The organism is Streptomyces sp. NPDC054863 (genome assembly GCF_053610825.1).
Genome location: NZ_JBSGZD010000020.1, coordinates 1 through 22364, shown reverse-complemented (window position 1 = coordinate 22364; position 22364 = coordinate 1). Strand labels below are relative to the sequence as shown.

16 protein-coding genes are annotated in these 22364 nt (G+C 70.9%); 9 read left to right on the top strand and 7 right to left on the bottom strand.

Going from position 1 to position 22364, the window contains the following annotated elements:
• Positions 1-34: 34 nt before the first annotated feature.
• Both ACWGIG_RS06685 and ACWGIG_RS06680 read right to left on the bottom strand, forming a co-directional pair.
• Positions 35-1849, bottom strand: a complete 1815-nt coding sequence (locus ACWGIG_RS06685; RefSeq protein ID WP_453320430.1) for an ABC transporter ATP-binding protein — start codon at positions 1847-1849, stop codon at positions 35-37.
• Positions 1846-3549, bottom strand: coding sequence for an ABC transporter ATP-binding protein (locus ACWGIG_RS06680; RefSeq protein ID WP_453320429.1), 1704 nt, complete (start codon positions 3547-3549; stop codon positions 1846-1848). The genes ACWGIG_RS06685 and ACWGIG_RS06680 overlap by 4 nt, the downstream gene beginning before the upstream one ends.
• Before the next feature lie 222 nt (positions 3550-3771).
• Here ACWGIG_RS06680 and ACWGIG_RS06675 point away from each other — a divergent pair, with 222 nt between their 5' ends.
• The gene (locus ACWGIG_RS06675; RefSeq protein ID WP_453320428.1) at positions 3772-4725 is read left to right on the top strand and encodes an FG-GAP repeat domain-containing protein; all 954 of its coding nucleotides are present in this window, start codon (positions 3772-3774) and stop codon (positions 4723-4725) included.
• A 99-nt stretch (positions 4726-4824) separates the two neighbouring features.
• Here ACWGIG_RS06675 and acnA read toward each other — a convergent pair whose 3' ends face one another.
• The gene (gene acnA, locus ACWGIG_RS06670; protein ID WP_453320427.1) at positions 4825-7536 is read right to left on the bottom strand and encodes an aconitate hydratase AcnA; all 2712 of its coding nucleotides are present in this window, start codon (positions 7534-7536) and stop codon (positions 4825-4827) included.
• A gap of 468 nt (positions 7537-8004) precedes the next feature.
• On the opposite strand from acnA, the gene ACWGIG_RS06665 reads away from it, so the two are divergent.
• Both ACWGIG_RS06665 and ACWGIG_RS06660 read left to right on the top strand, forming a co-directional pair.
• The gene (locus ACWGIG_RS06665) at positions 8005-9384 is read left to right on the top strand and encodes an FAD-binding oxidoreductase (RefSeq protein WP_453320426.1); all 1380 of its coding nucleotides are present in this window, start codon (positions 8005-8007) and stop codon (positions 9382-9384) included.
• Positions 9385-9497: 113 nt separating this feature from the next.
• Positions 9498-11027 (top strand): helix-turn-helix domain-containing protein, encoded by a 1530-nt coding sequence (locus tag ACWGIG_RS06660; RefSeq protein ID WP_453320425.1) that lies wholly within the window; start codon positions 9498-9500, stop codon positions 11025-11027.
• A gap of 45 nt (positions 11028-11072) precedes the next feature.
• On the opposite strand, the gene ACWGIG_RS06655 is transcribed toward ACWGIG_RS06660, so the two are convergent.
• The 3 genes from ACWGIG_RS06655 to ACWGIG_RS06645 form a co-directional block, all read right to left on the bottom strand.
• Positions 11073-11591: a hypothetical protein gene (locus ACWGIG_RS06655; protein WP_453320424.1), complete on the bottom strand. Its 519-nt coding sequence runs from the start codon at positions 11589-11591 to the stop codon at positions 11073-11075.
• 96 nt (positions 11592-11687) lie between these two features.
• Positions 11688-13109: an MFS transporter gene (locus tag ACWGIG_RS06650; protein WP_453320423.1), complete on the bottom strand. Its 1422-nt coding sequence runs from the start codon at positions 13107-13109 to the stop codon at positions 11688-11690.
• Positions 13110-13251: 142 nt separating this feature from the next.
• A complete protein-coding gene (locus ACWGIG_RS06645; protein WP_453320422.1) occupies positions 13252-13794 on the bottom strand; it encodes a MarR family winged helix-turn-helix transcriptional regulator in 543 nt (180 codons plus the stop codon).
• 129 nt (positions 13795-13923) lie between these two features.
• Here ACWGIG_RS06645 and ACWGIG_RS06640 point away from each other — a divergent pair, with 129 nt between their 5' ends.
• The 4 genes from ACWGIG_RS06640 (at position 13924) to ACWGIG_RS06625 (ending at position 17833) form a co-directional block, all read left to right on the top strand.
• Entirely contained in the window at positions 13924-14850 is a 927-nt protein-coding gene (locus tag ACWGIG_RS06640; protein ID WP_453320421.1) for an SDR family NAD(P)-dependent oxidoreductase, read from the top strand.
• Positions 14851-14882: 32 nt separating this feature from the next.
• Positions 14883-15755, top strand: a complete 873-nt coding sequence (locus ACWGIG_RS06635; RefSeq protein WP_453320453.1) for an amidohydrolase family protein — start codon at positions 14883-14885, stop codon at positions 15753-15755.
• A gap of 70 nt (positions 15756-15825) precedes the next feature.
• Positions 15826-17343 carry an acyl-CoA synthetase gene (locus tag ACWGIG_RS06630; protein ID WP_453320420.1) on the top strand — a complete coding sequence of 506 codons (1518 nt, stop codon included), beginning with the start codon at positions 15826-15828 and terminating at the stop codon, positions 17341-17343.
• A 37-nt stretch (positions 17344-17380) separates the two neighbouring features.
• Positions 17381-17833 (top strand): MaoC family dehydratase, encoded by a 453-nt coding sequence (locus ACWGIG_RS06625; protein WP_453320419.1) that lies wholly within the window; start codon positions 17381-17383, stop codon positions 17831-17833.
• 43 nt (positions 17834-17876) lie between these two features.
• Here ACWGIG_RS06625 and ACWGIG_RS06620 read toward each other — a convergent pair whose 3' ends face one another.
• Positions 17877-18719, bottom strand: a complete 843-nt coding sequence (locus tag ACWGIG_RS06620) for a PaaX family transcriptional regulator (protein ID WP_453320418.1) — start codon at positions 18717-18719, stop codon at positions 17877-17879.
• Positions 18720-18891: 172 nt separating this feature from the next.
• On the opposite strand from ACWGIG_RS06620, the gene ACWGIG_RS06615 reads away from it, so the two are divergent.
• Both ACWGIG_RS06615 and ACWGIG_RS06610 read left to right on the top strand, forming a co-directional pair.
• Complete coding sequence (locus ACWGIG_RS06615) at positions 18892-20106, top strand: LmeA family phospholipid-binding protein (RefSeq protein ID WP_453320417.1); 1215 nt, start codon at positions 18892-18894, stop codon at positions 20104-20106.
• A 176-nt stretch (positions 20107-20282) separates the two neighbouring features.
• The gene (locus ACWGIG_RS06610) at positions 20283-22346 is read left to right on the top strand and encodes a prolyl oligopeptidase family serine peptidase (RefSeq protein ID WP_453320416.1); all 2064 of its coding nucleotides are present in this window, start codon (positions 20283-20285) and stop codon (positions 22344-22346) included.
• The last annotated feature ends 18 nt before the right edge of the window (positions 22347-22364 follow it).

The window sequence follows — 22364 nt, the reverse complement described above, 5'->3', positions numbered from 1 at the left end:
GCTCCCGGGGCTTCCCCCGCTTTCGTACGGAACCTCAGTGCACGCTCCCGCGCGTACCGGCCCAGGCCTCCCACAGCGACGCGTACCGGCCGCCGGCCGCCCGGAGTTCGTCGTGCGTGCCGGTCTCGACGATCCGCCCGGCGTCCAGGACCACGATGCGGTCCGCGGTCGCCGCCTGGGTGAGCCGGTGCGCCACGATCAGCGCGGTCCTGCCGTCCACCGCGTGGGCGGCGGCCTTCTCCAGGGCACGGGCACCGGTGCTGCCCGCCTCGGCGGTGGCCTCGTCGAGGATCGCGACCGGCGGGTCGGCGAGGACGAGCCGGGCCAGGGCGAGCGACTGGGTCTGTTCGCCCGTGAGGCGGTGACCGCCGTCGCCGACGACCGTGTCCAGCCCGTCCGGGAGCGCTTCCGCCCAGGTCAGGGCGGATACCCGGGCGAGCGCGGCACGCAGTTCGGCGATGCTCGCGCCCGGTCTGGCCAGGCGCAGGTCCTCGGCGAGGGGGCCCGCGAAGACGTGGGTCTCCTGGGTGACGAGGGCGACGGAGCGGCGCACTGCCGCCGGGCCGAGGTCGGTCAGGTCGGCGCCCCCGATCCGTATCGTCCCGCTGCTGGGCCGGTGGATGCCCGCGACCAGCTTGGCGAGGGTGGTCTTGCCCGCGCCGCTCGCCCCGACCAGGGCGACCCGCTCCCCCGCCCGGAGTGTCAGGTCGATGTCCCGCAGGACGGGGTGGCCCTCCTGGTAGGAGTGGCCGAGGCCGGTCACGGTGACGGCGGCGTCGCGCGGTACGGCGGGCCGCGCCGGTTCCTCGGGCAGCGGCAGGTCGGCGACGCCGACGAGGCGGGCGAGTCCCGCGGTGGCCTTCTGGGCGTCGTCGAGGAGTACGAGCGCGGCGTTGACCGGCCCGAAGAGGCTGTGGAAGTAGAGGGCGGCGGCGGTCGCCGTGCCGAGCGAGGCGGAGCCGTCGCGGACCAGCCAGTACCCGGCGCCGATGACGGCGGCGAGGCCGATGAACTCCGCGACGTGCAGGCGGCAGTAGAAGCTCAGGACGAGCCGTACGCCCCGCATCGTCACGTCCACGGCGGCCCCCGAGCGCGCGGTGACGCGCTCGGTGTGTGCCCGCTCCAGGCGCAGCGCCCGTACGGTCGTGGCCCCGCCGATGGTGGCGAGGAGCTGCTGCTGGAGCGAGCCGGTGACGACGCGCTGCTCCGCGTAGAGGGGGACGGCCCCGCGCAGGTACCAGCGTGCGGTGTACGCCTGCACGGGTACGGCGAGCAGCGCGGCCAGCAGGAACCGCCAGTCGAGGAGGGCGAGCGCGCCCAGGGTGAGGGCGATGGCGACCACCGAGCGGGCCAGTTCGGGCAGCGCGCTGCGCACGGCGTCGGCGACGAGGGAGACGTCACCGGTGACGCGCACGGTGAGGTCGCCCGAGCCCGCCCGTTCGACGCGCTCCAGCGGGAGCCCGAGCACCCGCTCGACGAACCGCTCGCGGAGCCCGGCCAGTACGGTCTCGCCGAGCCGGGCGATCCGGGACAGGCCCACGCCGGTCAGTACGCCCTGGACGACGGCGACGGCGACGAGCAGCGCCACGACGACCGTGATCGCTTCGGCGCCGCCGCGGCCGGTGGCCAGGTCGACGATGCGGCCGAGCAGCGGCTGCAGGAGCAGTCCGACGGCGGTCGCCACGATGAGCGTCCCGAAGCCGCCGAGCGCCAGCAGCCGGTGCGGGCGGGCGAGTTCGCGGACGGCGGCGCGGGTCCTGGCGGGCGTGGCGATGGGCAGCAGCCCGGCGTCCCGGCCCTTGGTGACGGCCCCCTCGGTGGTGGGGGTTTCCTTCGTGACAGTCGTCATGAGAGCACCGCCGTGCGGTAGGTGTCGTAGCGGTCGAGGAGTGCGGCGTGCACGGCCGTGTCGGTGACGCGCCCGCCTTCGAGGAAGAGCACCCGGTCGGTGACGGCGAGGAGGGCCGGGCTGGTGGTGACGACGAGGGTGGTGCGGCCCCGGCGGACGTCCCGCAGGCCGTCCGCGATCCTGGCCTCGGTGACCGCGTCGACGGCGGTGGTCGGATCGTGGAGTACGAGCACGGGCGGGTCGGCGGCGAGTGCGCGGGCCAGGGCGACGCGCTGGCGCTGGCCGCCGGAGAGGGAGCGGCCCCGCTCGGTGACCGGGGTCGCGGTGCCGTACGGCAGACAGTGGGCGACCTCGTCGGCGCCGGAGGCGGCGAGGGCGGGGCCGAGGTCGTGTCCCTCGGGTGCGGCGGCGGCGACGTTCTCGGCGAGGGTGCCTTCGAAGAGGTCGGCATCGTGGTCGGCGACGAGGACCGCGGTACGTATTCGGGCCGGGTCGAGGGCGGTGAACGCGACGCCGTCCAGGGCGACGGAGCCGCTCTCGGGGTCGCTGCGGCGCCCGAGGCAGCCGAGCAGGGCGACGGCGTCGGCGGGGTCGGGCGCGACGACACCGAGCAGCTCGCCGGGCTCGACGACGAGGTCGACGCCGTCGAGGGAGCGGTGGGTGACGCGGCACATCCGTATCCGACCGCCAACGACGGCGCCCGCCGCCTCGCCCTCGGTGTCCCCGCCGTGCACGGCGGGTGCGGCGCCCAGTACCTCAGCGATCCTTGCCGCCGAGGCACGTCCCTGGGCGAACGCCGCCGCGAGCCGGGACAGTCCGGAGAGCGGGCCGAGGAGGAAGAGGGCGAGGCCGACCGCCGAGACGAGTTCGCCGATGCTGATGTCGCCGCGTGCGGCGAGCCGTCCGCCGACGAGGGCGACGAGGGCGATGAACACGCCGGTCAGCATGAGGACGACCCCGCCCTGCCACGCCTGCGCGCGGGCCGCCCGCAGTGTCGCGGCGAGTGCGTCGCGGCTGGTGCCCCGGTAGCGGGCGAGGGCCGCCGACTCGGCGCCGATGCCCTTGAGTACCCGCAGCCCGGCGACCAGGTCGGCGGCGATGCCCGATGCGTGCGCGGCGCGCTCCTGCTCGCCGTGGCTGCGCCGTTCCAGCGGCTTGCTGAGGAGCTGGCCGAGCCAGAGCAGCAGGGGCGTGCCGAGCAGGACCACCAGACCGAGCAGGAGGGAGATCCGGACCAGCACCACGGCGCTGACGAGGATCGCGCTCAGTGCGGCGACGGCCAGGACGAAGGCCATGCTGACGGCGCCGACGCGCCGGGCGTCCTCGGTGGCGATGCTGGTCAGGGCGCCGGGCAGGCGCCCTTCGTCCGCACCGCCCGCCGGTTCGACGATCCGCCCCACGAGTGCGGTGCGCAGCCGGTGGGCGGCGGTCTCGGAGGCGCGTTCTCCGGCGCGGGCGCCGAAGCGGAAGCTGAAGGAGAGGGCGACGTACAGCACCGCGAGTCCGGCGAGCCACCACAGCAGCTGACTGCCGTCGCTGCGGCCCACCGCCCGGTCGATGACGAGACCGATGACGACGGGAACCAGTGCCTCGGCCGCCTGGTGGCCTGCTCCGAGCACGGCACCGACCGCGAGGTCACGCCGCTGTCTGCCGAGGGAACGCCTCAGTACGTCCCGCCCCGAATGGGCTGCTGCCCCCACCTCGTACCTCCGATGACCACCCCGACCCAATGAAACTTAGGTAAGGCTAGCCTAAAAACCCCACGGGAATCACTGACGGTCACCCCCTCTTCCCGGCCGCCTCAAATACCCCTGGTGTCACACCAGTTGACATGTGAAGATGTCGTGCACCAATCAAGACGAACGCGTGACGTGGCTCTTCACACCTGCCGCTCCGCGGCTCCTTCAGCACTGGAGACATGCATGGCCGTACTCCCTTCCCGCAAGCGCGGACGCTTCCTGTCCCGCCTCACCGTCGCCGCGCTCGCCACCGCACTCGTGGGCACCACCGCGGGCGTGGCGCAGGCCGGGGACGCCCCGAAGCCCTCGCACGGGTCCCTCGCCGGTGTGCACGACGGTGCCCGGGACAAGTCCCGGGCACCGCAGGACACTTCGCGCGCCGCCGCGCCGCGTGCCGGCGCCGTCGCCGGTGTGCTCCAGCCCCTGCTCGCCGTCGAGGGCGAGAACCTCTACTACTACGACCCGGACTGGCAGGGCGGCTACCAGGGCGCCCAGTTCGCGAACGACACGTGGGGGTTCATGAAGGGTGCCACCCAGACCGACCAGGACGCCGACGGCATCTCCGACGGTCTCTGGGGCTTCACCGACGACGGCAACCTGTACTACCAGGACAGCGTCACCGAGGAACTCCACGTCGGCGGCGGCTGGAACATCTACAACCGCGTCTTCTCGCCCGGCGACCTGGGCGGCGCCCAGGGCTCCGACCTCGTGGCCCGTGACGGCGCGGGCGTGCTGTGGATCTACCTCGGGTACGAGAACGGCACCGTCACCGCCCGCACCAAGGTCGGCGGAGGCTGGGGCCAGTACACCCAGATCGCCGGTACCGGTGACATCAGCGGCGACGGCAGGGCCGACATCGTCGCCCGGGACTCCGCCGGCACGCTCTGGCTCTACCAGGGCACCGGCGACCGCTCCGCGCCTTTCAAGGCCCGTACCGAGATCGGCGCCGGCTGGAACACGTACAACGCCCTGGTGGGCGCGGGAGACCTCGACTCCGACGGCATCGTCGACCTGGTCGCCCGCGGCAACGACGGCACGCTGTGGCGCTACTCGGGCACCGGCAACCCGGCGGCTCCGTACAAGGCTCGCGTGAAGATCGGCACCGGCGGCTGGAACAAGTACCGTCTCCTCTTCTGATTCCGACCCCACGGGCTTCCGGTCCCACGGCTACCGTCCCCCGGCGAAGGGCCGCACCCCCTGGAGGGGGTGCGGCCCTTCGCCGTCAGATACCCGGTACTAGCTGCGGATCAGGCTGCGCAGCACGTACTGCAGGATGCCGCCGTTGCGGTAGTAGTCCGCCTCGCCGGGGGTGTCGATGCGCAGCTTCGCGTCGAACTCCACGTCGCCCGCCTTGACCTTCAGCGTCTCCGGGATGCCACCGTCGTTCAGGCCGGTGACGCCCGTGACCGAGAAGGTCTCCTCGCCGGTCAGACCCAGGGACGCGGCCGAAGCGCCCTCCGGGTACTGGAGCGGGAGGACGCCCATGCCGATCAGGTTCGAGCGGTGGATGCGCTCGTACGACTCGGCGATGACGGCCTTGACGCCGAGCAGCGCCGTGCCCTTGGCCGCCCAGTCGCGGGACGAGCCCGAGCCGTACTCCTTGCCCGCCAGGATGACCAGCGGAACGCCGGCGGCCTGGTAGTTCTGCGAGGCGTCGTAGATGTACGAGACCGGGGCGTCGGCCTGCGTGAAGTCACGCGTGAAGCCGCCCTCGGTGCCCGGCGCGATCTGGTTGCGCAGGCGGATGTTGGCGAACGTGCCGCGGATCATGACCTCGTGGTTGCCACGGCGCGAGCCGTACGAGTTGAACTCGCGACGCTCGACGCCGTGCTCGGTGAGGTACTGACCGGCCGGGGTGTCGGCCTTGATCGCACCGGCCGGGGAGATGTGGTCGGTGGTGACCGAGTCGCCCAGCTTGGCGAGCACGCGCGCACCGGCGATGTCCTCGACCGGGGTCGTCTCCATCGTCATGCCCTCGAAGTACGGGGGCTTGCGCACGTAGGTGGACTCGTTGTCCCACTCGAAGGTGTTGCCGGTGGGGATCGAGAGGGCCTGCCACTGGGCGTCGCCCGCGAAGACGTCCTGGTAGGACTTGTTGAACATGTCCTCGCCGATGGAGTTGGCGACGACGTCGTTGACCTCGGCCTCGGTCGGCCAGATGTCGGCGAGGAAGACCGGCTTGCCGTCCTGGTCGGTGCCGAGCGCGTCCTTGGTGATGTCCACCTTCATGGAGCCCGCGATGGCGTACGCGACGACCAGCGGCGGGGAGGCCAGGTAGTTCATCTTGACGTCGGGGTTGATGCGGCCCTCGAAGTTGCGGTTGCCCGAGAGCACCGAGGTGACGGCCAGGTCGTTGTCGTTGACCGCCTTCGAGACCTCCTCGGGCAGCGGGCCCGAGTTGCCGATGCAGGTGGTGCAGCCGTAACCGACCAGGTTGAAGCCGACCTTGTCGAGGTAGGGGGTGAGCCCGGCCTTGTCGAAGTAGTCGGTGACGACCTTGGAGCCCGGGGCGAGGGTGGTCTTGACCCACGGCTTGCGGGTCAGGCCCTTCTCGACGGCCTTCTTCGCGACGAGCGCGGCGGCGACCATCACGTACGGGTTCGAGGTGTTGGTGCAGGAGGTGATGGCCGCGACCGTCACCGCGCCGTGGTCCAGCTCGTACGTCGAACCGTCGGCCGCGGTCACGGTGACCGGGTTGGACGGGACGCCGTTGGAGGTCGCCGGGGAGTCGGACGCCGGGAAGGACTCCTTGCCGGCCTCCTCGTCGTCGGAGACGTAGTTGCGGACGTCCACCGCGAACTGCTGCGAGGCGTTGGCCAGGACGATGCGGTCCTGCGGGCGCTTCGGACCCGCGATCGACGGGACGACCGTCGACATGTCGAGTTCCAGCTTCTCGGAGAAGTCGGGCTCGGCGGCCGGGTCCAGCCACAGACCCTGCTCCTTGGCGTACGCCTCGACGAGCGCGACCTGCTGCTTGTCGCGGCCGGTCAGACGCAGGTACTTCAGCGTCTCTTCGTCGATCGGGAAGATCGCGGCGGTGGAGCCGAACTCCGGCGACATGTTGCCGATGGTGGCGCGGTTGGCCAGCGAGGTGGCGGCGACGCCCTCGCCGTAGAACTCGACGAACTTGCCGACGACGCCGTGCTTGCGCAGCATCTCGGTGATCGTGAGCACCAGGTCGGTGGCGGTGGTGCCGGCCGGCAGCTCGCCGGTCAGCTTGAAGCCGACGACGCGCGGGATCAGCATGGAGACCGGCTGGCCGAGCATCGCGGCCTCGGCCTCGATGCCGCCGACGCCCCAGCCCAGCACGCCCAGGCCGTTGACCATGGTGGTGTGCGAGTCGGTGCCGACGAGGGTGTCGGGGTACGCCTGGCCGTTACGGACCATGACCGTGCGCGCCAGGTGCTCGATGTTGACCTGGTGGACGATGCCGGTGCCCGGGGGGACGACCTTGAACTCGTCGAAGGCGGTCTGGCCCCAGCGCAGGAACTGGTAGCGCTCCTTGTTGCGGCCGTACTCCAGCTCCACGTTCTGCTGGAAGGCGCCCGCCGTGCCGAACTTGTCGGCGATGACGGAGTGGTCGATGACCAGCTCGGCCGGGGCGAGCGGGTTGATCTTCGCCGGGTCGCCGCCCAGCTCCTTCACGGCCTCGCGCATCGTGGCGAGGTCCACGACGCAGGGGACGCCGGTGAAGTCCTGCATGATCACGCGGGCCGGCGTGAACTGGATCTCCTGGCTGGGCTGTGCCTGGGAGTCCCAGCCGCCGATCGCCCGGATGTGGTCGGCGGTGATGTTCGCGCCGTCCTCCGTACGCAGCAGGTTCTCCAGCAGCACCTTCAGGCTGTAAGGGAGGCGCGCGGAGCCCTCGACCTTGTCCAGCTTGAAGATCTCGTACGACTCGTCACCCACGCGCAGCGTGCTGCGGGCGTCGAAGCTGTTCGCCGACACGACAGTCTCCTTCTTCAAAAAAGTGCGCGTTCTACCGCAATACAGCAATCCTGCCGCCACGACTCCGGGCAGACCCGCTAAGGTAAGGCTTAGTTAGGTAACCCTTACCGAGAAGTGGCGACTGCGGCGCGCTGGGCAGATATCTCGATGTCGAGATAACTCTAGTACATGACCGCAGTACGGTCGTGCCCGGTCGCCCCCTACACCGGTCGCGGCGCGGATCGGGCGCTTCCGCATGCCCTCGTACCCGGTCGGGGGAAGCTCCCGTGCCAGGCCCTCACACCTCCATTACCGGCGTTCCCGTCGCCGAAGGCAAGGCGGGGCCGTACGGGATCACGGCCACGTGGAGGTCACCGAAGCTGACGCGGGCGCTCCTCGATACATGACGGCAGGTGTCATGTATCAGGGACAGGATGCTCCTCACAGGCCCAACGCCGCTTCTGCGGCGCAGACTTGAGGAGCAGCACAGTGGCGAGCAAGGACTTCCCCGCCGTCGAGGGTTCCGTGTTCCACCCCGGTGACGAGGGGTACGACACGGAACTCGCCGGATTCCAGACCGCCTACGGGCACCGGCCGGCCGTGGTCGTGGCGGCACGGGGCGCACAGGACGTACGGGCCGCCGTGACGTACGCGCGGGAGCGCGGTCTCTCGGTCGCCGTGCAGGCCACCGGGCACGGGCTGTCCGTGGCCAACGAGGGCGGTGTCGTGATCAGCACCCGGGCCATGACCGGGGTGCGCGTCGACGCGGCGGCACGCACCGCGCGGATCGAGGCGGGCGTGCGGTGGAAGCAGGTGATCGAGGAGGCGGCCAGGTTCGGGCTGGCGCCGTTGAGCGGCTCCTCTCCGGAGGTGGGCGCGGTGTCGTACACCCTCGGCGGCGGCATCGGACTCCTCGCCAGGGAGTACGGCTTCGCCTCCGACCTGCTGCGGGCCGCCGAGCTGGTCACAGCCGACGGGGAGTTGAGGCGGGTGGACGCTTCGAGCGACCCCGACCTGTTCTGGGCGCTGCGCGGCGCCGGGCACAACTTCGGGGTGGTGACGGCGATGGAGGTGGGCCTCGTACCGGTGGCGCGCGTCTACGGCGGCGGGCTGCTCTTCGACGGGGAGCACGCGCAGGCGGTGATGCGGACGTGGGCCGCGTGGACGAAGTCCGTTCCCCGGACGCTGAGTTCGTCGATCTTCTTCATCGCATACCCGGATCTTCCGATGCTCCCCGAGGAGCTGCGCGGACGGTACGTCGCCAAGGTCGCGGTCGTCTTCAACGGCCCGGCCGAGGAGGGCGAGCGGCTCGTCGCACCGCTGCGTGCGGTCGCGACCCCGCTGAAGGACGGCCTGCGCGACCTGCCGTACACCGACAGCGGCGAGATCTACGACGACCCGCCCTTCCCGCACGCGTACAGCGGGACCAACGTCCTGGTCGACGCCCTCGACGAGGACGTACTGGCCGCCACGGTCAAGGCGAGCGGGCCCGGCGCCGACATCATGTGCGTGCTCGGCGTGCGGCATCTCGGAGGCGCGCTGGTGCGGACACCGGCGGACGGCGCGGGCGCGGTGGGACGCCGGGACGCCCAGTACCTTGTGCACCTCATCACACCGATCGACGGGAACGAGGCGCTGGAGACCGCCCGTTCCGTACAGGAGGAGCTGCGGACGGCGTTCGCCGGGCAGGCGGTGGGCAGGGCGCTCCCCTTCGAGTTCGGGGACGGCGAGCGGGCCTCCGAGGCCCGGACCAGGAGCGGTTACGAGGCCGCTGACTACCGGCGACTGGCGCGGCTCAAGCGGCGCCTGGACCCCGGCAACCTCTTCCGGCACAACCGCAACATCGTTCCGGCGGAGGACGGATCGTAGGGCCGAGCGGCCCGCCGCTCCCGCCCGGCCCGAACTGACGCTCCGACAGGTCCGTCACCCCTCTGGACCAGTCGAGTGAGTTGTCATCTCATATCTGAGATAGCCTTCCGCTCATGGCAGACGACTACCTCGTACGCATCGGCAAGCTCATCCGTGACGCCCGTCAGCACCGGGGCTGGACCCAGACGCAACTCGCGGACGCACTCGGCACCAGCCAGAGTGCGGTGAACCGGATCGAGCGCGGCAATCAAAACATCAGCCTTGAGATGATCGCCCGAATCGGTGAAGCCCTCGACAGTGAAATCGTGTCGCTGGGGTACTCGGGCCCGATGCATCTCAGGGTGGTGGGGGGTCGTCGCCTCTCCGGCGCGATCGACGTCAAGACCAGCAAGAACGCGTGCGTGGCGCTGCTCTGCGCCACCCTCCTCAACAAGGGCCGCACGGTCCTGCGGAAGGTGGCGCGGATCGAGGAGGTGTACCGCCTTCTGGAGGTACTGAGCTCGATCGGCGTCCGTACCCGCTGGATCAACAACGGCAAGGACCTGGAGATCGTCCCGCCGGCCGAGCTGAACATGGCGGCGATGGACGCGGACGCGGCCCGCAGGACCCGGTCGATCATCATGTTCCTGGGTCCGCTGCTGCACCGCATGGACCACTTCAAGCTGCCGTACGCGGGCGGCTGCGACCTCGGTACGCGCACGATCGAGCCGCACATGATCGCGCTGCGCCGGTTCGGCCTGGACATCACGGCCACCGAGGGCATCTACCACGCCGAGGTCGAGAAGTCGGCGGGTCCCGACCGTCCGATCGTGCTGACCGAGCGCGGCGACACGGTGACCGAGAACGCACTGCTGGCCGCCGCCCGCCACGACGGCAGGACCGTCATCCGCAACGCGTCGTCCAACTACATGGTCCAGGACCTGTGTTTCTTCCTGGAGGCGCTGGGCGTCCGGGTCGACGGCGTCGGCACGACCACGCTGACCGTGCACGGCGTGCCGCAGATCGACGTGGACGTCGACTACTCCCCCTCCGAGGACCCGGTCGAGGCGATGAGCCTGCTGGCCGCGGCCGTCGTCACGGAGTCCGAGCTGACGATCCGTCGCGTCCCCATCGAGTTCCTGGAGATCGAGCTCGCCGTCCTGGAGGAGATGGGCCTCGACCACGACCGCTCCGCCGAGTACAGCGCGGACAACGGCCGCACCCGCCTCGTCGACCTCACGGTCCGCCCCTCGAAGCTGGAAGCGCCGATCGACAAGATCCACCCGATGCCCTTCCCGGGCCTCAACATCGACAACGTGCCGTTCTTCGCGGCGATCGCGGCGACCGCGCAGGGCCAGACCCTGATCCACGACTGGGTCTACGACAACCGCGCGATCTACCTCACGGACCTCAACCGGCTCGGCGGGCGCCTCCAACTCCTCGACCCGCACCGCGTGTTGGTCGAAGGCCCGACCCGCTGGCGCGCCGCCGAGATGATGTGCCCGCCGGCGCTGCGGCCGGCCGTGGTCGTACTGCTGGCGATGATGGCCGCCGAAGGCACGTCCGTACTGCGGAACGTGTATGTCATCAACCGGGGTTACGAGGACCTGGCGGAGCGGCTCAACTCCGTGGGCGCGCAGATCGAGATCTTCCGGGACATCTGAGACGGGTCGGACGCGGAGGGTGCGGAGCCGTGGCCGGACCCGGGACTATCTCCCGGATCCGGCCAGGGCTTGTTCCATGCGGTCCAGGCGGGTGCGGACCTTGCGGGCTTCCCAGAGCGTGTGGCCGATCAGGGCCGCGGCGCCGGCACCGCCCAGTATCGAGAGCGGCGGGGCGAGCGCCACGCACAGCAGGACGCCGATGCCCGCCACCAGAAGAAGGACGACCGCCTGGGCCGGGCGCCGGTAGCGGGCCTGCTGTCGGCGGCGGGCGACCAGGGCACCCATGGCGCGTCGCCCCTCCTCACCTTCCGGGGCCTCGCCGCGTTTCAACATCTCTTCCAGTGCGGCGAGTTGATACTTCGGGATATCCAGTACGCCGGCGTCGCGGCCCCTCAGATACAGCTGCACCCCGGCCGAGGCACATACGATCGCGGCCGTACGCAGCACATCCCCGAGCCATGAATCGCCCACGCCCGGGAAGCCCGTCGCCAAGGTGAGGGCGAGGAAGAGCGGGACGGCGTACATCCAGGGGTTGCTCTTCAGCCAGGCCACGGCTCTGCGCATCGGGGCGATTACCCACTTCCCGTCGGGGCGACGGAGGCGATCGTACCCAACACCCCTACGTACGGGCCGGGTTGGCCACTGCCGGGGCCCTGGTCGTCACGTGCGCATCACCGGGTCGTCCGATGCACTCGGCGCCGGGCGTCCGGCCGGGGAGGTGGCGGAAGGGAGCGCGGGATCGTCGGTGGCCAGGGCGGACCGGCTGGTCTCGGGCATCCGCCACAAGGTGACGGCGGTGATGAGCGCACCCGCGCAGAGCAGCAGGGCGAGCGGGGTGCTGCTGCCCTCGTACGCGGCGAGGAGGCTGCTCGCGATCAGCGGGGAGAAGCCCGCGCCGACGAGGGTGGCGCCCTGGTAGCCGAGCGAGGCGCCGGTGTAGCGGACGCGGGTGCCGAACAGCTCGGACAGGAGCGCGCCGAGCGGCCCGTACATCGTGGACTGGGCGACGCCGTGACCCAGGCAGATCGCGAGGATCAGCAGGCCGGGCGAGCCGGAGTCGACCAGGGCGACGACCGGGAAGGCCAGTACGGCGGAGGCGATCGCTCCGGCGAGCACGACGGGGCGGCGACCGAGGCGGTCGGAGAGCGCGGACGCGGCGGGCAGGACGAAGAGCGCGACGACGGAGGCGAGGGTGACCGCGGTGAGGACCTGCGAGCGGGTGTAGCCGTGGGTGACGGCGTACGAAATCATGAAGCCGGTCAGCAACGACTGGGCGGTGAACGCGCCGATGCCGACGCAGCAGGCCTGGAGCACCGGCTTCGGGCTGCGCAGGAGTTCGAGGATCGGGAGCTTCGCGGGGGCCTCGGTCGCCCCCTGCTCCTGCCGCGCTTCCCACTTCTGCCGGGCCCCTTGCTCCTGCCGGGCCCCTTGCTCCTGCTGGGCCCCTTGCTTCTGCTGGGCCTCCTTGAAGAGTGGGCTCTCCGTCACCTTCAGCCGTACGAAGAGACCGACGCCGAGCAGCACCACGCTCAGCAGGAACGGCACGCGCCAGCCCCAGCTGCGGAAGTCGTCGTCGGGCAGCGTGGAGACGAGAGTGACCACCCCGGCGGAGAGCACCGAGCCGAGCGGGGCGCCGAGTTGGGTGGCGCTCGACCACAGGCCGCGGCGTTTGCCGCCCGCGTGCTCGACGTGTTCGACCACCATGAGGGTGGCGCCGCCCCATTCGCCGCCGATCGCCAGGCCCTGCACGACGCGCAGGGTGACCAGCAGGATCGGCGCCCAGACGCCGATGGCGTCGTAGGTCGGGAGCAGACCGATGAGGAAGCTGCCCGCACCCATCATGATCATGGTCAGCAGCATGATCGACTTGCGGCCGACACGGTCGCCGAAGTGACCGAAGACGATGCCGCCGAGGGGTCGTGCGAGGTAGCCCGCGGCGAAGGTGCCGAAGGCGGCGACCGTGCCTACCGCCGGGTCCGCCTCGGGGAAGAACAACTCGCCGAAGACGAGAGCGGCGACGGTGCCGTACACGAGGAAGTCATAGAGCTCCACTGCGGTGCCGAGCAGGCCGGAGAGCGCCACGCGGCGCAACTGCCTTTTCTCAGACGTGGGTTGGCGGACGCTGGGGCGGGGTGAGTGCACGACGGGCTCCCTGGGACCGGGCCGATGTCCCCGTGAAGCTAGGCATGTTGATGACTGCCGTCAATGTTCTGCACAACATCGATCAGGTGAGACCTGCCTCGGCGACACGGCGCAGCAGTGCGTGCAGGGTGTCGCGCTCGGTGCGGTCGAGAGGCGCGAGCAGTTCGTCGGTCACGCGCTCACCTGCGGCTTCGCCGCCCCGGAGGAACTCGCGGCCCGTTTCGGTCAGGACGACGACACGGCTGCGGCGGTCACCGGGGGCGGGGCGGCGCTCGGCGAACCCGAGGCGTTCGAGGTCGTCGACGAGGCCGACGATCGCACTCGGGTCGTAGCCGAGCCGGGCGCTCAACTCGCGTTGCAGCGCGCCGTCGGAGCCGACCAGGAAGCGCAGCAGCGCGTAGTGGCGCAGGCGCAGGCCCGACTCCTGGAGGGAGGCGTTGAAGAGCTGGCCGGAGCGCAGGCCGAGCCGGTAGAGGAGATAGCCGGTGTCGGCGTGCAGGCCGCGCATCCAGGGCTCGCGGGCATCGATCGGCTCTTCGGCCTCGGAGGGCGGGGCGGCTGGCTTGCTGATGGCGAACTCCCTGGTCGGTGCGGTCCGGCGGACGGAACGTGCACGTCCCAGCATGACGCAGATCGAATGTGCCAACAACCATTGACGTCAACAATGATTGTCCTTAGCTTCGATCTGGACGGCGCAGTCCGGTTCCGGTCCGCCGTCCGCTCCCCCAACCGCCTGCTAGGTAAGGACACTTCTGTGCCCACTCTCGATCTGACCGGCAAGGTCGCCCTCGTCACCGGCAGCGGACGCGGCCTCGGGCTCGCCTATGCCCGGGCCCTCGCCGCGGCCGGTGCGTCCGTCGTCGTCAACGACCTCGACGAGGCGGTGGCCGAGCAGGCCGCGAAGAGCATCCGCGAGGCGGGCGGCAGCGCGGTCGCAGAGGCAGTCGCCGTGGGGACGACGGAGGCCGCGGACCGTCTGGTCGCGCGGGCGGTCGCCGAGTTCGGGCGCCTCGACATCCTGGTCACCAACGCGGGCGTGCTGCGCGACAAGGTGCTGTGGAAGATGTCCGACGAGGACTTCGACACCGTCATCGGCGTGCATCTGCGCGGTACGTTCACCTGCGCCCGGGCCGCTGCGGTGCGGATGCGGGAGCAGGGCGAGGGCGGCAGCCTGATCCTGGTCGGCTCCCCCGCCGGGCAGCGCGGCAACTTCGGGCAGACCAACTACGCGGCGGCCAAGGCCGGCATCGCGGCGATGGCCCGCACCTGGTCGATGGAGCTGGGCCGCGCGAACATCACCGTCAACGCGATCGTGCCGGTGGCGGCGACCGCGATGACGGAGACCGTCCCGGCGTTCGCCCCGTACGTGGCGGCACTGCGCGGCGGCGAGCCGCTGCCCGGCTTCCTGCGCAAGGGCGAGGGATTCGGCACCGCCGAGGACTGCGCGGCGCTCGTCCCCTTCCTCGCGTCGGAAGCCGCGCGCGGGGTCACCGGACAGTGCATCGGCATCGGCGGCGACAAGCTGGCGCTGTGGTCGCACCCGCAGGAGGTGGCGGTGGCGTACGCGGACGGCGGCTGGAGCCCGGAGACGATCGCCGAGTCCTGGCACACGTCGGTGGGCAGTGAGCCGCAGTCGGTGGGCATCCCCGCCCCCAAGGTCCCGTCGACCCCGGAGGCGTGAACCGCATGACCGGCGCACCCGCAGCGCACGCCATGAACGTCGACGACCTCGTCGCCATCGACGTCCACACCCACGCCGAGGTCTCCGCCCGGGGCAACGCCTCCCTCGGCGACGACCTGGCCGACGCGTCCAGCGCGTACTTCAAGGTCGAGGGCCGCAACCGGAAGCCGACGCTGCCCGAGATCGCCGCGTACTACCGGGAGCGGCGGATGGCCGCGGTGGTCTTCACCGTGGACGCCGAGCACGCCACCGGCACCGAGCCCGTCCCCAACGAGGAGGTGGCCGAAGCCGCCGCCGCCCATCCGGACGTGCTCATTCCGTTCGCCTCGATCGACCCCTTCCGGGGCCGGGCGGGTGTGCGGCAGGCACGTCGGCTCGTGGAGGAGTACGGCGTGAAGGGCTTCAAGTTCCACCCGAACATCCAGGGCTTCTTCCCCAACGACCGCATCGCCTACGAGCTGTACCAGGTGATCGAGGAGGCCGGTGCCGTCGCGCTCTTCCACACCGGGCAGACCGGCATCGGCGCCGGGGTGCCGGGCGGCGGAGGCATTCGGCTGAAGTACTCCAACCCGATGTACGTCGACGACGTGGCCGCCGACTTCCCGCATCTGAAGATCATCCTCGCCCACCCCTCCTTCCCCTGGCAGGACGAGGCCCTCGCGGTCGCCACCCACAAACCGGGCGTCCACATCGACCTGTCCGGCTGGTCGCCGAAGTACTTCCCGCCGCAGCTCGTCCAGTACGCCAACACCCTCCTCAAGGACAAGGTCCTCTTCGGCTCCGACTATCCGGTCCTCACCCCGGACCGCTGGCTCGCCGACTTCGACAAGCTGGCCGTCAAGGACGAGGTCCGGCCGAAGATCCTGAAGGAGAACGCCGCCCGGCTGCTCGGCCTCGGCCGGTGAAGGCAGTGCCGCAGCCCCGCGCCGCAGCCCCAGTGCTCCAGCCAGTGAACCCAAGGAAGGGGACGCACCGATGCGCAACGAGGGAATCGGGTCCTGGCCCGCACGCCGTGCCCGCAAGACCCCGCACCGCACCGCACTGATCCACCCACGGCCCGGGCAACTCCCCGGACAGCACACCGCGTTCAGCTACGCCGACCTCCACGACCGCACCACCCGCCTGGCGCACGTCCTGCACGCGCGCGGCGTACGGCGCGGCGACCGGGTCGCCTATCTCGGCCCCAATCACCCCTCCTTCCTGGAGACCCTCTTCGCCACCGGTCTCCTCGGTGCGGTCTTCGTACCGCTCAACATCCGGCTGGCCGCGCCGGAGATCGCCTACCAGCTCGCGGACTCGGGCGCCAGGATCCTCGTCCACGCACCCAGCCTGTACGACGCCACCGACAAGGCGCCCGGAAGCGGCCCCGACCTGCTCGAAGTGGGTCCGCAGTACGAGGAGTCGATGTCCGCCGCGTCCACCGCGCCGTTGGACGAGCCCGTCTCCCCTGACGACGTCTGCGTCATCATGTACACCTCGGGCACCACCGGCCGCCCCAAGGGCGCCATGCTCACCCACGCCAACCTCGTCTGGAACGCGGTCAACGTCCTCGTCGACCAGGACCTCTGCTCGGACGAGCGCGCCCTGGTCTCCGCTCCCCTGTTCCACACGGCCGCCCTGAACATGCTGACCCTGCCCGTGCTCCTCAAGGGCGGCACCTGCGTCCTCGTCGAGTCCTTCGACCCCGACGCCACCTTCGACCTGATCGAGGAACACCGCATCACCTTCATGTTCGGCGTGCCCACCATGTACGACCGGATGGCCCGCCACCCCCGCTGGCCCGACGCCGACCTCTCCTCGATGCGGCACCTGAACTGCGGCGGCGCCCCGGTGCCGACCGGACTGATCGGGACGTACCAGGAGCGGGGTCTCAACTTCCAGCAGGGTTACGGCATGACGGAGGCCTCGCCCGGCACCCTCTTCCTCGACGCGGAGCACTCCGTCGAGAAGGCGGGCTCGGCGGGCGTGCCGCACTTCTTCAGCGACGTCGCGGTCGTCGGCCCCGACCTCGCGCCCGCCGGAGTCGGCGAGACCGGTGAGATCCAGGTCTGCGGGCCGCATGTCATGCCCGGCTACTGGGGGCTTCCGGCGGAGAGCGCGGAGTCGTTCCACGACGGGTGGTTCCGCACCGGGGACATGGCCAGGGTCGACGAGGACGGCTTCGTCACCATCGTCGACCGCCTCAAGGACATGATCGTCTCCGGCGGCGAGAACGTGTCTCCCGCCGAGGTCGAGGACGCGCTGCTGGCCCATCCCGATGTCGTCGAGTGTGCGGTCATCGGCGTCCCGGACCCGCAGTGGGGCGAGGTGCCGCGCGCGGTCGTCGTCGTACGGGAGGGTGCGACGGCAGGCCCCGAGGAGATCCTCCGCTCGCTCGGCGGGCGGCTCGCCAAGTACAAGATCCCGAAATCCGTGGTGGTGGCGGAAGAGCTGCCCCGCACCGGCTCCGGAAAGCTCGCCAAGCCCCGGGTCCGCGCCCTCTACGGCGCGTGATCCGCCCAACTCCCCTCACTTGAAAGGCTTTTCATCCATGACCACAGTCAACAGCCTGGACGCGCTCAAGCAGCTCGCGGGCAGCGCCCTCGGCGCCAGCGACTGGATCACCGTCTCGCAGGAGCGGATCAACGGCTTCGCGGACGCGACGGGGGACCACCAGTGGATCCACACCGACCCGGAGCGCGCGAAGGAAGGACCGTTCGGCGCGCCCATCGCGCACGGCTATCTGACGCTCTCCCTCTTCATCCCGCTCTTCACCGAGCTGCTGGAGGTCGAGGGCGTCTCGTCCAAGGTCAACTACGGCCTGAACAAGGTGCGTTTCCCCGCGCCCGTCCCGGCAGGCTCCCGGCTGCGGCTGGTCGCGAAGCTCCTTGAGGTGACGGACATCGCGGGCGGGGTGCAGTTCACCGTGGGCGGCACGATCGAGATCGAGGGCGGGGCCAAGCCCGCCTGCGTACTGGAGAGCGTGTCCAGGTTCTACGCCTGACCCGGTTCTGCGCGTGAACCGGTTTCTACGACTGAGCCGGTTTCTACGACTGAGCCGGAGCATCGCCCCGTACCGGCACCAGATCGAGGAGACGTTCCGCCGACCGCCGGGCCCGTGCGTCGAGCCGGGTGTGCACGGTACGGAACGTCTTCTCGGCCTGCTCGGCCGGCCAGTCGTCCGGCAGGTGCTTCACCGGCAGCCGCGGATCGCCTCGTACGATCTGCAGCCATTCGGTCGCCATCCGCAGCCGCAGCACCAGCGCGTCGTCGTCGGCCACCGCGTCTGCATGCTCAAGCGGCAGCCAGCGGCGCAGGAACTCCTCGTAGCGGCGGGCGAGTTCGGGCAGCTGCCAGGCCTCCTCGATCATCGCGCCGACGTCGGTGCCCGCGTCGGCGTGCGCCCGGAAGACCTTCACGCGCGAGGACAGGTCCAGTTCCGCGACGAGGGCCGCGACGTCGGCCTCCCCCGGCGCGATCCACAGTCCGCCGAACAGCGGGCCGAATCCGCTCCACGCGAGACGTGAGCGCAGGTCGTGCCGCTGCCGCTGCCAGGACTCGGGGAGCGAGAAGCCGAGCAGGGTCCAGGTGCCGTCCCAGTCGCGGTTGACCGCGCCGGTGTGCCAGATCCGGCGGTCGCCGTCGCGGAGGATCTCCTGCGACCTGTCGGTCAGCCCGAAGTACATGCGACGGCCCTCGCGCTGCTTGCGCAGCAGCCCGCGGCCCGCCATCCGGGTCAGCGTGGAGCGGGTGGCCTGCTCCCCCACCCCCGCCCGCCCGAACAGCTCGATGACGCTGCCCGAGTACACGCACACGTCCCGGCCCAGCACCTGGTCACCCAGGAAGGTCAGCATCAGCGACTGGGGTCGGAGTGCTTCTTCGGCGGTCACCCGTCCACCGTAACCGTCGGCCGGAATGCTCCCCCGCGGAGCAAAATACGCCAAACATGGCGAAGCCGGTCATCGAGCTTGCGTTCGAGGGTGGTGCACATGGTGGGATGACGCGATGCGACCCCCCACACGCATGAACCCCCACCCCGAATCCCCCCACATACGGAATGAATTGAGCAATTCCAGCAGTTCCAGCAGACCCAGCAATCCGTACGACGAACTCGCCCGGCTCGCTCCGCCCGAACCCGACTACGCGGCGTACGAGCCGGACGAGGGGCTCCTCGGTCTCGGCCTGAAGTCGGACGACGACGAGGACGACGAGTGGCAGCCGCCGAACCACCGGGGCAGGAGCCGCTTCGGCGCCGTTCCCGTGGTGTTCAAGGTGGCCGTCACCGGGGTCGTCGTGGTGGCGTTCCTGCTGCTCGCGGACCGGTTCGCGCTGATGTACGCGCAGGACAAGGCCGAGGACCAGCTGAAGAAGTCGCTGAAGCTGGCGACGGCGCCCGAGGTCAAGATCCACGGCTTCCCGTTCCTCACCCAGGTCTTCGACAAGCGCCTGGACCGGGTCGACGTCGCCGTGCCCGACGTCGCGGCCGACCGGGTGTCCATCGCGGAGGTGCGGGCGACCGCCCGCGACATCAGCATCGTGGGCAGTCTGCCGTCGTCGGTCCAGGGTGCCGTCATCGGCAGCGTGGAGGGCGACGTACTGCTCTCCTTCGACGACCTGAACCGTGAACTCGGCTCGTCGCAGGCCAAGTTCAAGAAGGACGGCCACGACCGCATCAAGGTCAGCGGCGAGCTCCCGATCGCCGGTACGAAGGTGCTGATCGGCGCGGAGGCGCACATCAAGCGCGACGGCGACCAGGCCGTGTCCACCACCATCGACCACATGCGCCTCGACCTCCCCGGCATCGTGACGTACCGGCCGGGCAAGGACCGCGCCACCTCCGGGCTGCGACTGCACCCCGAGGCGGCGGCGGCACTGGCCAGGCAGGGTGAGCGGATCAAGGCGCTGCTGGCGGTCCCCTCGGCGGTGGAGCGGCTCGGCGTGCCGAAGGAGTGGGTGCAGAAGGCGCTGAGCAGCGAGGCGGAGCTGAACAGGCTGACCGGGTCGCCGCAGTTCGTCAAGCAGCTGATGGGCCTCAACCTGGTGGATGTGGTGATCGACCATCCGTGGCTGCTCCAGAAGGTCGGCATCGACCCGAAGATGATCGCCTCGCTGCTCGCGATGCGTCCGCCGGAGCTGTCGGAGAAGCTGTCGATGTCGTTCCGGCTGCCGAAGACGCCCGGAGAGCTGCGGCTGCGGGAGATCAAGGTGGAGCCGGAGGGCATCCGGGCCGACCTCAACGGGACCGGGCTGACGTTCGGGGACGTGGCGGGGAAGTAGGACGTTCGGGTACGGGGCCGGGTGCGGGCGCACTCGGCCCCTTCGCTTGCCTCCGCCGGGAGCCGGACCCGGACCCGCCCCGCCCCGGCTCGTCCGCCCCCACCCACCCACCCAGCACAGTGCAATTTCACATACCACACCTTGACCTCCGCACCCGGTCCGGAGACGATCTCCTCATGCCTCTGGAACCCCTCAGCGACCCCTTCCTCGACCTCTCCGCCCGCACCGGACGGTTCTCCTACGGCGCCCCGCGCGCCACGGCGTTCGCCGACGGCGGCCGGCAGCTGTTCTTCCTGCGCTCGGCCGGCCCCGCCGACCCGTACGACGACCTCTGGGTCCTGGACACCTCCACCGGCGAGGAACGGCAGCTCACCGACTGCCGCGCACTGGCCCCGGAAGGCGGTGAACCCCCGCTGGTGGAACGGCAGTTGCGGGAGCGGATCCGGCTCGTCGCCGCCGGGATCGGCACGTACGCGCTCTCCGGCGACGGCCGCCGCGCCGTCTTCGCGCTGTACGGCCGGCTGTTCCTCGTCGGTACGGACCCGGAAGGCAAGCCGCAGCCGCAGGAGGTCCCCGCACCAGGACCGGTCTTCGACCCCCGGCCGAACGCGGACGGCTCGCGCATCGCGTACGTCTGCGAGGACCGGCTGTACGTCGCGGAGTGCGACCGGGGCACATCGGCGCCGGTCTCCCCCGGGGACGGCGCCCGCTGGGGCATCGCCGAGTTCGCGGCGGCGGAGGAACTGGGCCGTTCGCGCGGCCACTGGTGGGCGCCGGGCGGCCGTGCGCTCCTGGCCGCCCGGGTCGACGAGTCGGCGCTGCCCCGCCTGGACCACGGCGGCGAGTTCGCCTACCCGCAGGCGGGCGGCCCCAATGCGGACGTACGGCTGTGGGTGCTGGAGGAGGACGCGCGCGTACGCCTGGAGTGGGACACCGCGGCGTACCCGTACGTCACCGACGCCGGCTGGGAGTCGGACACGGAGATCCGGCTGACCGTGCAGGACCGGCTCCAGCGCGAGATGCTGCTGCTGTCCGCCGACCCGGTGACCGGCATCACGCGGGTGCTGTCGCGGACCGCGCACCCGCTGTGGGTGGAGCAAGTGGCGGGCACACCGGTGCAGTTGTCGGACGGTCGCTTCCTCACTCCGGGAGAGACCGCGGACGGCACGGCGCAGGCGCTGCTCGCGGACGGGCGGCTGCTCACCGGACCGGACCTCCAGGTCCGCTCCTTCGCAGGCGAGTTCGAGGGTTCCCTGGTGGTCGAGGCAAGCTTCGACGAGCCCGCCGACCAGCATGTCGTCCTGGTGGACCCGGAGAACGGAGCGGTGCGACCGCTCACCGAGGGCCCGGGGGTGCACGGCGTCGTCGTGTCGTCCGGGGCGCTGCTGATCGTCTCCGCCGTCCCGGGCGAGCAGGTCCTGCGCACCGTACGCACCACGGACGGGAGGGAGTTGACGCTGCGGAGCCTCTCCGAGCCGTTGCCCTACTCCGTGGCACCGCGTTTCGCCCGGGTCACCGGGCACCGGCTGCCGACCTCGGTGGTGCTGCCGCGCGGGCACGTCGCCGGGGAGCGCCTCCCCGTACTCCTCGATGTGTACGGCGGTCCCGGCGCGCAGGCCGTGACCAGCGACCCCAGGGCGCAGCAGCACCGGCAGTGGTGGGCCGACCAGGGGTTCGCCGTGGTGACGGTCGACAACCGGGGCACCTCGAACGTCTCGCCCGCGTTCGCCCACGCCATGTACCGGGACTTCTCCCGCACCACCCTCGACGACCAGGTCGCCGCCCTGACCGAACTGGGCGACATCTACCCGGAGTTGGACCTCTCGCGGGTCGCGGTGCGCGGCTGGTCGTACGGCGGGTATCTGGCGGCGCTCGCGGTGCTGCGGCGACCCGACGTGTTCCACACCGCGGTGGCGGGTGCGCCGCCCACCGACTTCCGGGAGTACGACACCGCGTACACGGAACGCTATCTGGGGCTCCCCGCCGAGAACCCCGAGGTGTACGAGGCGGACTGCCTGCGGGGCGACGCCGCCGGGCTGAGCCGTCCGCTGCTGCTGGTGCACGGACTGGCCGACGACAACGTGCACCCCACGCACAGCATCCGCCTGTCCCAGGCGCTGACCGGGGCGGGCCGGGAGCACGAGCTGCTCACGCTGCCCGGGGTGTCGCACATGACGCCCGGCGGTGTGCGGGAGCAGCTGATGGCGCACGATCTCGCTTTCCTGAAGCGGTCGTTGTAGGCAGGTGTGTGTGAAGGC